General features: G+C 71.6%; 8 protein-coding genes. All 8 read left to right on the forward strand.

The features are described 5' to 3' along the window. The first annotated feature begins 27 nt into the window (after positions 1–27). Positions 28–2,169 carry an excinuclease ABC subunit UvrC gene (uvrC, locus tag ABD241_RS07480; protein ID WP_344060065.1) on the forward strand — a complete coding sequence of 714 codons (2,142 nt, stop codon included), beginning with the start codon at positions 28–30 and terminating at the stop codon, positions 2,167–2,169. Then, positions 2,166–3,083, forward strand: a complete 918-nt coding sequence (gene rapZ, locus ABD241_RS07485; protein WP_344060067.1) for an RNase adapter RapZ — start codon at positions 2,166–2,168, stop codon at positions 3,081–3,083. The genes uvrC and rapZ overlap by 4 nt, the downstream gene beginning before the upstream one ends. Before the next feature lie 11 nt (positions 3,084–3,094). Continuing rightward, positions 3,095–4,063, forward strand: coding sequence for a gluconeogenesis factor YvcK family protein (locus ABD241_RS07490; protein WP_344060069.1), 969 nt, complete (start codon positions 3,095–3,097; stop codon positions 4,061–4,063). A 234-nt stretch (positions 4,064–4,297) separates the two neighbouring features. Beyond that, positions 4,298–5,278: a DNA-binding protein WhiA gene (whiA, locus tag ABD241_RS07495; protein WP_142185220.1), complete on the forward strand. Its 981-nt coding sequence runs from the start codon at positions 4,298–4,300 to the stop codon at positions 5,276–5,278. 178 nt (positions 5,279–5,456) lie between these two features. Further along, entirely contained in the window at positions 5,457–6,461 is a 1,005-nt protein-coding gene (gene gap, locus ABD241_RS07500; protein ID WP_344060072.1) for a type I glyceraldehyde-3-phosphate dehydrogenase, read from the forward strand. Positions 6,462–6,576: 115 nt separating this feature from the next. Next, positions 6,577–7,785: a phosphoglycerate kinase gene (locus ABD241_RS07505; RefSeq protein WP_344060074.1), complete on the forward strand. Its 1,209-nt coding sequence runs from the start codon at positions 6,577–6,579 to the stop codon at positions 7,783–7,785. Continuing rightward, the gene (gene tpiA, locus ABD241_RS07510) at positions 7,785–8,603 is read left to right on the forward strand and encodes a triose-phosphate isomerase (protein WP_344060075.1); all 819 of its coding nucleotides are present in this window, start codon (positions 7,785–7,787) and stop codon (positions 8,601–8,603) included. The genes ABD241_RS07505 and tpiA overlap by 1 nt, the downstream gene beginning before the upstream one ends. 146 nt (positions 8,604–8,749) lie before the next feature. Beyond that, positions 8,750–8,880 (forward strand): preprotein translocase subunit SecG (gene secG / locus ABD241_RS07515; RefSeq protein WP_344060203.1); only part of this gene is annotated, 131 nt, incomplete at its 3' end.

Below are 8,880 nucleotides of genomic sequence, written 5' to 3' on the forward strand. Positions count from 1 at the left end.
GTCGGTGACGCGACATAGGGTGGATCCGTGGCGGACCCGACGACCTACCGACCCAAGCCGGGGGAGATCCCGACCGACCCGGGCGTCTACCGTTTCCGCGACGCGCACGGTCGGGTCATCTACGTCGGCAAGGCCAAGTCGCTCCGGCCGCGGCTCTCGTCCTACTTCCAGGACATCACCGCGCTGCACCCGCGCACGGCGACGATGGTCACGACCGCCGCCTCCGTCGAGTGGACCGTCGTGCGCACCGAGGTTGAGGCGCTCCAGCTCGAGTACTCCTGGATCAAGGAGTTCGACCCGCGCTTCAACGTCAAGTACCGCGACGACAAGTCCTACCCCTTCCTGGCCGTCACGATGGGCGACGAGTTCCCCCGGGCGCAGGTCATGCGTGGGGCCAAGCGCAAGGGCACGCGCTACTTCGGGCCCTACGGCCACGCCTGGGCGATCCGCGAGACCCTCGACCTGCTGCTGCGCGTCTTCCCCGTCCGCACCTGCTCGTCGGGCGTGTTCAAGCGCGCGGCGGCGAGCGGTCGGCCGTGCCTGCTCGGCTACATCGACAAGTGCTCCGCGCCCTGCGTCGGGCGGGTGAGCCCCGAGGAGCACCGCGCCATCGCCGAGGACTTCTGCGACTTCATGGCCGGCAACACCACCCGGTTCGCCAAGCGGCTCGAGACCCGCATGCGCGAGGCGGCGGCAGAGCTCGACTTCGAGCAGGCGGCCCGGCTGCGCGACGACCTCGGCGCCATCACCAAGGCGCTCGAGAAGCAGGCCGTCGTCCTGGGCGACGCCACCGATGCCGACGTCTTCGCCCTCGCCGACGACGACCTCGAGGCGGCCGTCCAGGTCTTCCACGTCCGCGGCGGGCGCATCCGCGGCCAGCGCGGCTGGGTCGTGGAGAAGGAGAGCGAGGACATCCCCACGCTCGTCGAGCACCTCCTGCAGCAGGTCTACGGCGACGCCGACCGCGACGCGGTCCCGCGCGAGGTGCTCGTGCCCGAGCTCCCGGCCGACCTCGAGGCCGTGACCGAGTGGCTCTCGTCGGTCCGGGGCTCTGCAGTCAGCGTCCGCGTCCCGCAACGTGGTGACAAGCGCACGCTCATGGAGACGGTCCGCCGCAACGCCGAGCAGTCCCTGGCACGGCACAAGGTGGCGCGCGCGGGGGACCTCACGCTGCGCAGCAAGGCGCTCCAGGAGCTGCAGGACTACCTCGGCCTCGACGACGCGCCGCTGCGCATCGAGTGCTACGACGTCAGCCACGTGCAGGGCACCAACGTCGTGGCGTCCATGGTCGTCTTCGAGGACGGCCTGGCCCGCAAGAGCGAGTACCGCCGCTTCATCGTCCGCGGCGCGACGGCCGGCGAGGACGGTGCCGAGCCCGTGACGGTCGACGACACCGCGGCGATGCGCGAGGTGCTCACGCGTCGCTTCCGTCGCTATCTCGAGGACGCGGAGGGCGCCGGCGACCTCGACCTGTCCACGGGCGTCGTGGGTGGCGACGAGGGCGCGGCCGCGTCATCGGGGGACTCCGGCCGCAACGGGTCTGGCAACGGGTCTGGCAACGGGCCGGTGAACGGCTCCGTGCGAGGCTCCGGCGCCGAGGCTGCGGACGTCGACGGGGCGGACGACGACGAGCGGTCGACCTCCGGGCCCATCGACCCCGAGACCGGCCGACCACGCCGCTTCGCCTACCCGCCGAGCCTCGTGGTCGTCGACGGCGGCCTGCCCCAGGTCAACGCCGCGCAGGCGGTCCTGGACGAGCTCGGCATCGAGGAGGTCGCCCTCGTCGGCCTCGCCAAGCGGCTCGAGGAGGTGTGGCTCCCGCGCGAGGAGCACCCGGTCATCCTTCCTCGCACGAGCGAGGGCCTCTACCTGCTGCAGCGGCTGCGCGACGAGGCCCACCGGTTCGCCATCACCTTCCACCGCCAGCGCCGGTCGAAGGCCATGACGACCTCCCAGCTCGACGGCATACCCGGTCTCGGGGCCAGCCGTCAGAAGGCGCTGCTGCGCCACTTCGGTTCGGTCAAACGCCTTCGGGCCGCGGACGAAACGGACATCATGGCCGTACCCGGCTTCGGCCGGGCGCTCGCCTCCGCCGTGGTCAGCCACCTGGCGCAGGGATCGCCCCAGGAGCCGGCCGTGAACCTCACGACGGGAGAAGTGCTCGAATGACCGCCGACACCAGGCCCCTGCCGCAGACGTCCCTCGCAGAGGCGCCGATCATCATCGTCACCGGGATGAGCGGGGCCGGCCGGAGCACCACGGCCAACGTCCTCGAGGACCTCGGCTGGCTCGTGGTCGACAACCTGCCACCGCAGCTGCTGACGCACCTGGCCGAGCTCCGCGACGAGGCGAGGGCGCTGCACCCGGAGGCGCACCTGCAGCAGTTGGCCGTCGTCGTCGACGTGCGCTCCCGCGGCTGGTTCGCCCAGCTCGACGGCGCGATCAAGGCCGCCCGCGAGCGCGGCGAGCGGCCCAGCCTCGTCTTCCTCGACGCCACCGACGAGGCCCTCGTCCGGCGCTTCGAGAGCGTGCGGCGCCCCCACCCCCTCCAGGGCGAGGGACGCCTGCTCGACGGCATCCAGCGTGAGCGGCGGATGCTGCTCGACCTGCGCTCGTCGGCTGACGTCGTCATCGACAGCTCGGGGCTCAACGTCCACCAGCTGAGCGCCAAGCTCTCGTCCCTCTTCGCGGGCGACCGCAAGGTCCAGCTGCGCATCGCGGTGATGTCGTTCGGCTTCAAGTACGGCCTCCCGCTCGATGCCGACGTCGTGTTCGACATGCGTTTCCTGCCCAACCCGTACTGGGTGCCCGAGCTGCGTCCGCTCACCGGGCGCGACACCCCGGTCAGCGAGTTCGTGATGAAGCAGGAAGGGGCCGAGGACTTCCTCGAGCGAGCCGGCAGCCTGCTCGACACGATGATCGACGGTTACGTCCGCGAGGGGCGCCGCTACGTGACGGTCGCGGTGGGCTGCACCGGCGGCAAGCACCGCTCGGTCGCCGTGGCCGAGGCGCTCAGCGCCAGACTCGGGGGACGAGACCGCGTCGACACGTTCGTCGTGCACCGCGACCTCGGGCGGGAGTGACCGGAGGCCCCGTGACGACACCGCGCACCCCCCTCGTCCCTTCCCACCACCGCCGCGTCGTCGCCCTCGGTGGCGGCCACGGCCTCGCGGCCAGTCTCACCGCCCTGCGGCTGCTCACCGACGACCTGACCGCCGTGGTCACCGTCGCCGACGACGGCGGGTCGAGCGGGCGCCTGCGCGAGGAGTTCGCCGTCCTGCCGCCCGGCGACCTCCGGATGGCGCTGTCCGCACTGTGCGACGACAGCGAGTGGGGGCACACCTGGCGCGACGTGCTCCAGCACCGGTTCGACGGCGACGGCGACCTCAAGGGCCACGCCCTCGGCAACCTCATGATCGTCTCCATCTGGGACCTGCTCGGCGACACGGTGCGAGGTCTCGACCTCGTGGGCCGGCTGCTGGGCGCCCGGGGCCGCGTCCTGCCGATGGCGGCCGAGCCGCTCGAGATCGTCGCCGAGATCCACGGCCACGACCCCGAGCGGCCCGATGCGACGGTGGAGGTGCGCGGCCAGCACCGCGTCGCCTCCTCGGCCGGGGTCGTCTCCTCGATCGGCATCGTGCCCACGTGTCCCCAGCCGTGCCACGAGGCACTCACAGCCGTCCGGGAGGCCGACTGGGTCATGCTCGGCCCGGGCTCCTGGTTCACGTCGGTCATGCCGCACCTGCTCGTCCCCGACCTGGCCGACGCGCTCGTGTCGACGCCGGCCAGGCGACTGCTCAACCTCAACCTCGAGGTGCACAAGGGGGAGACCCGCGACTTCCGCGCCGAGGACCACCTCGCGTCCCTCGCGGCCAACGCCCCGGACCTGCGGCTCGACGTCGTCCTCGCCGACCCCAGCGTCGTGCCCGACGGTGCTTCCCTGCGCGCCGTGGCCGCCGAGCTGGGGGCCGAGCTCGTCGTCGCACCCGTGGCTGCCCGGGGAGCGCCCGGGGTGCACGACCCCCTGCGTCTGGCGGCTGCGCTGCGCGACGTGATCGCCTGAGGTGACCGGTCCGACGAGCCGGATCGAACCGGTGAGACGGCCGCCACTGGTGTGTCGCGGCGTTCGCTCCGGTCGCTCGCACCACCGACCGCCGTGCCGGCCCGTCACGACCCGAGGACGTATGCCGTCCTGCCGGCTCGGCCACTCGGCATACGGCACCGCGGGAGGACGGTCCGCGAACGTGCCGGCACCTCCAGCGGGAGGGTGCTTGATCGGGGTGGCAGGATGTCGGCCATGGCCATGACAGCGAAGGTGAAGGACGAGCTCTCACGCCTCGACGTGACGAAACCCTGCTGTCGCAAGGCCGAGGTGTCGACGATGCTGCGCTTCGCCGGCGGCCTGCACATCATCGGCGGGCAGATCGTCGTCGAGGCCGAGCTCGACACCGCCAACGCCGCACGGCGGCTGCGGCGCAACATCGCCGAGGTCTACGGCCACAAGAGCGACGTGCTGGTCCTCGCCGCCGGCGGCCTGCGCCGCGGCTCCCGCTACGTCGTGCGCGTCGTCGAGGACGGCGCCACGTTGGCCCGCCAGACCGGCCTCATCGACACGCGGGGCCGTCCCGTGCGTGGCCTGCCGCCCAAGGTCGTCAGCGCTGCGACGTGCGACTCGGAGGCGGCTTGGCGTGGCGCCTTCCTGGCCCACGGCTCGCTCACCGAGCCGGGCCGCTCGTCCGCGCTCGAGGTGACCTGCCCGGGTCCCGAGGCCGCGCTCGCGCTGGTCGGCGCCGCCCGCCGGCTGGGCATCCAGGCCAAGGCCCGCGAGGTCCGCGGCATCGACCGGGTCGTCATCCGCGACGGCGACGCGATCGGCGCCATGCTGACCCGCCTCGGTGCCCACGACGCCGTCCTGGCCTGGGAGGAGCGACGGATGCGCCGCGAGGTGCGGGCCACCGCCAACCGGCTCGCCAACTTCGACGACGCCAACCTGCGCCGCTCTGCTCGCGCCGCCGTGGCGGCCGGCGCCCGGGTCGAGCGAGCGATGGACCTGCTCGGCGACGACATCCCCGAGCACCTGCGCGAGGCCGGGGTGCTGAGGGTCCAGCACAAGCAGGCCAGCCTCGAGGAGCTGGGGCAGCTGGCCACTCCGCCGATGACCAAGGACGCGGTCGCCGGCCGGATCAGACGCCTCCTCGCGATGGCCGACAAGCGTGCCGAGGAGCTCGGGGTGCCGGGGACCGACGCCAACCTCACCCCCGACATGCTCGAGAGCTGAGCCGCGAGCACGGGCGCGACGATCCACCGTCGAGGTGAGCGGGTGCTCACCGAGCGCTGAGACTGCCGCATGGCGCGGGAGGACGACACACTAGGCTGGCGTGTGATCGAGGTCGCAACGGAGCGGCCCAAGGTCTGGCATTCCGTCCGACACAGTCTCACCGAAGAGGTGCTCAGTAGTGACCGTTCGCGTTGGTATCAACGGCTTTGGCCGCATCGGCCGCAACTTCTTCCGCGCCATCGTGGCATCCGGAGCCGACATCGAGGTCGTGGCCACCAACGACCTCATGGACAACAAGACCCTGGCCCACCTGCTCAAGTACGACTCGATCCTCGGGCGCTTCCCGGGCGAGGTCACGTACGACGAGACGTCGATCATCGTCGACGGCAAGGCCATCCGCGTCTTCGAGGAGCGCGACCCCGCCAAGATCGACTGGGCCGGCGTCGGCGCCGACGTCATCGTCGAGTCCACCGGCTTCTTCACCGACGCCACCAAGGCCAAGGCGCACATCGACGGCGGCGCCAAGAAGGTCATCATCTCGGCCCCGGCCAAGAACGAGGACATCACCATCGTCATGGGCGTCAACGACGACCTGTACGACGGCGCGAAGCACACCGTCATCTCCAACGCCTCCTGCACGACGAACTGCCTGGCGCCGATGGCGAAGGTGCTCCACGAGGAGTTCGGCATCGTCAAGGGCCTCATGACGACGATCCACGCCTACACGCAGGACCAGAACCTCCAGGACGCGCCGCACAAGGACCTGCGCCGGGCCCGTGCCGCCGCGCTCAACATCGTCCCGACCACGACGGGCGCCGCCAAGGCCGTCTCCCTCGTGCTGCCCGACCTCAAGGGCAAGCTCGACGGCTACGCCCTGCGCGTCCCGGTGCCCACCGGCTCGGCCACCGACCTGACGTTCGAGGCCGGCCGCGAGACCACCGTCGAGGAGGTCAACGCCGCCGTCAAGGCCGCCGCCGAGGGCCCGCTCAAGGGCTTCCTCGTCTACACCGAGGACCAGATCGTCTCGAAGGACATCGAGACCGACCCGGCCTCGTGCATCTTCGACGCCGGCCTCACCAAGGTCATCGGCAACCAGGTCAAGGTCGTCGGCTGGTACGACAACGAGTGGGGCTACTCCAACCGCCTCGTCGACCTCGTCGCGCTCGTCGGCCAGTCCCTCTGAGCCACCCGGCCACTGCCCGCAGTGCTCCTCGGAGCACTGCGGGCAGTGGCCGCAGCCATGTCATCCCTGCCCCCGGTGCGCACCGGCACCCCCAACTGACGAAGAGGCATCCCGCGTGAAGACCATCAGCGACCTCGGAGACCTGCGCGGCAAGCGCGTCCTCGTCCGGTCCGACCTCAACGTGCCGCTCGACGGCTCCACGATCACCGACGACGGCCGCATCCGCGCCTCGGCGCCGACCATCAAGGCCCTGGCCGACGCCGGCGCCCGCGTCCTCGTGTGCGCCCACCTCGGCCGCCCCAAGGGCGCGCCGGAGGCCCGGTACTCCCTCGCCCCCGTCGCGAAGCGCCTCGGCGAGGTGCTCGGCACCGACGTCGTGTTCGCCGACGACACCGTCGGCGACGACGCCAAGGCCAAGGCCGCCGCGCTCGAGGACGGCCAGGTGCTGCTCCTCGAGAACCTGCGCTTCAACGCCGGCGAGACGGCGAAGACCGACGAGGAGCGTGCCGGGTTCGCCGGCGAGCTGGCTTCTCTCGCAGACGTCTTCGTGTCCGACGGCTTCGGCGTCGTGCACCGCAAGCAGGCCTCCGTCTACGACATCGCGCGGCTGCTGCCGCACGCCACCGGCCAGCTGGTGTCCACCGAGGTCGACGTGCTGCGCCGCCTGACGAAGGATCCCGAGCGGCCGTATGCCGTCGTCCTCGGCGGTGCGAAGGTGTCCGACAAGCTCGGCGTCATCGGCAACCTCCTCGGCACCGCCGACCGCCTCCTCATCGGTGGCGGCATGGTCTTCACCTTCCTCGCCGCCCAGGGGCACGAGGTGGGCAAGAGCCTGCTCGAGGCCGACCAGATCGACACCGTCAAGGGCTACATCGAGCGCGCGGAGAAGGAGGGCGTGGAGATCGTCCTGCCCGTCGACGTCGTCGCGGCCGACGCCTTCAGCGCCGACGCCGACCACGAGGTCGTCGCCGCCGACGCGATCCCGGCCGACCGCATGGGGCTCGACATCGGTCCCGAGTCGAGCCGGCTCTTCGCCGAGAAGCTCGCCGACTGCCGCACCGTCTTCTGGAACGGCCCCATGGGGGCGTTCGAGATGCAGCCGTACGCCGCGGGCACCAAGGCGGTCGCGCAGGCCCTCGTCGACGTGACGTCCAAGGGTGCCCTGACGGTCGTCGGGGGCGGCGACTCGGCCGCGGCCGTGCGCCAGCTCGGCTTCGCCGACGACGACTTCGGCCACATCTCGACCGGCGGCGGCGCGAGCCTCGAGTACCTCGAGGGCAAGGCGCTGCCCGGCCTCACCGTGCTCGAGGAGGGTGACGCCTGATGGCGAGGAACACCCCAGCACCCACCAGCGGCCGCGTGCCGCTCATGGCCGGCAACTGGAAGATGAACCTCGACCACCTCCAGGCCACCCACCTCGTGCAGAAGCTCGACTGGACGCTGCGCGACGCCAAGCACGACTACACCGCCGTCGAGGTGGCCGTCCTCCCGCCGTTCACCGACCTGCGCTCGGTCCAGACCCTCGTCGAGGGCGACAAGCTCGAGCTGCGCTACGGCGCCCAGGACCTGTCGCCGCACGCGTCGGGCGCCTACACCGGTGACATCTCCGGCGCCTTCCTCGCCAAGCTCGGCTGCACCTACGTCGCCGTCGGCCACAGCGAGCGGCGCGAGGGCCATGGCGAGACCGACGCCGTCGTCAACGCCAAGGTCAAGGCCGCCTACGCCCACGGGCTCACGCCGATCCTCTGCTGCGGGGAGGCCCTCGACGTGCGCAAGGAAGGCCGGCAGGTCGAGCACGTCCTCGACCAGCTGCGCGCCGACCTCGACGGCGTCACCAAGGAGCAGGCAGCCTCGGTCGTCATCGCCTACGAACCCATCTGGGCCATCGGCACCGGTGAGGTCGCGACCCCCGACGATGCCCAGGAGGTGTGCGCGGCGATCCGCACCCTGCTCGCCGAGCTCTACAGCGGCGACGTGGCGGACGGCATACGCCTGCTCTACGGCGGCAGCGTCAAGGCCGGCAACGTGGCCGCGATCATGGCCCAGGAGGACGTCGACGGCGCCCTCGTCGGCGGCGCCTCGATCGACCCGACCGAGTTCGCGTCCATCTGTCGCTTCCGCGACCACCTGGCGACGTCCTGACCCAGCGGCCGCTGCCGGACGCCGCAGCCCGCGGCGTTCGGCCGATCGGCACTCGGGCAGGTATCCTTGCCCGAGCCCCGGAACACGAGGGGGAGTGGCCGCCCGGCCCGACGACCCCCGAGATCCCGACGATTTGGAGTGACCACGTGGATGCGGTTCGCATCGTGCTGCAGGTCCTGCTGGTGCTGTCCAGCCTGGTCCTGACGCTGTTCATCCTGCTGCACAAGGGCAAGGGCGGCGGCCTGTCCGACATGTTCGGTGGCGGCATGTCAACCTC

It is taken from the genome of Terrabacter lapilli (assembly GCF_039531305.1).
Classification (GTDB): domain Bacteria; phylum Actinomycetota; class Actinomycetes; order Actinomycetales; family Dermatophilaceae; genus Terrabacter; species Terrabacter lapilli.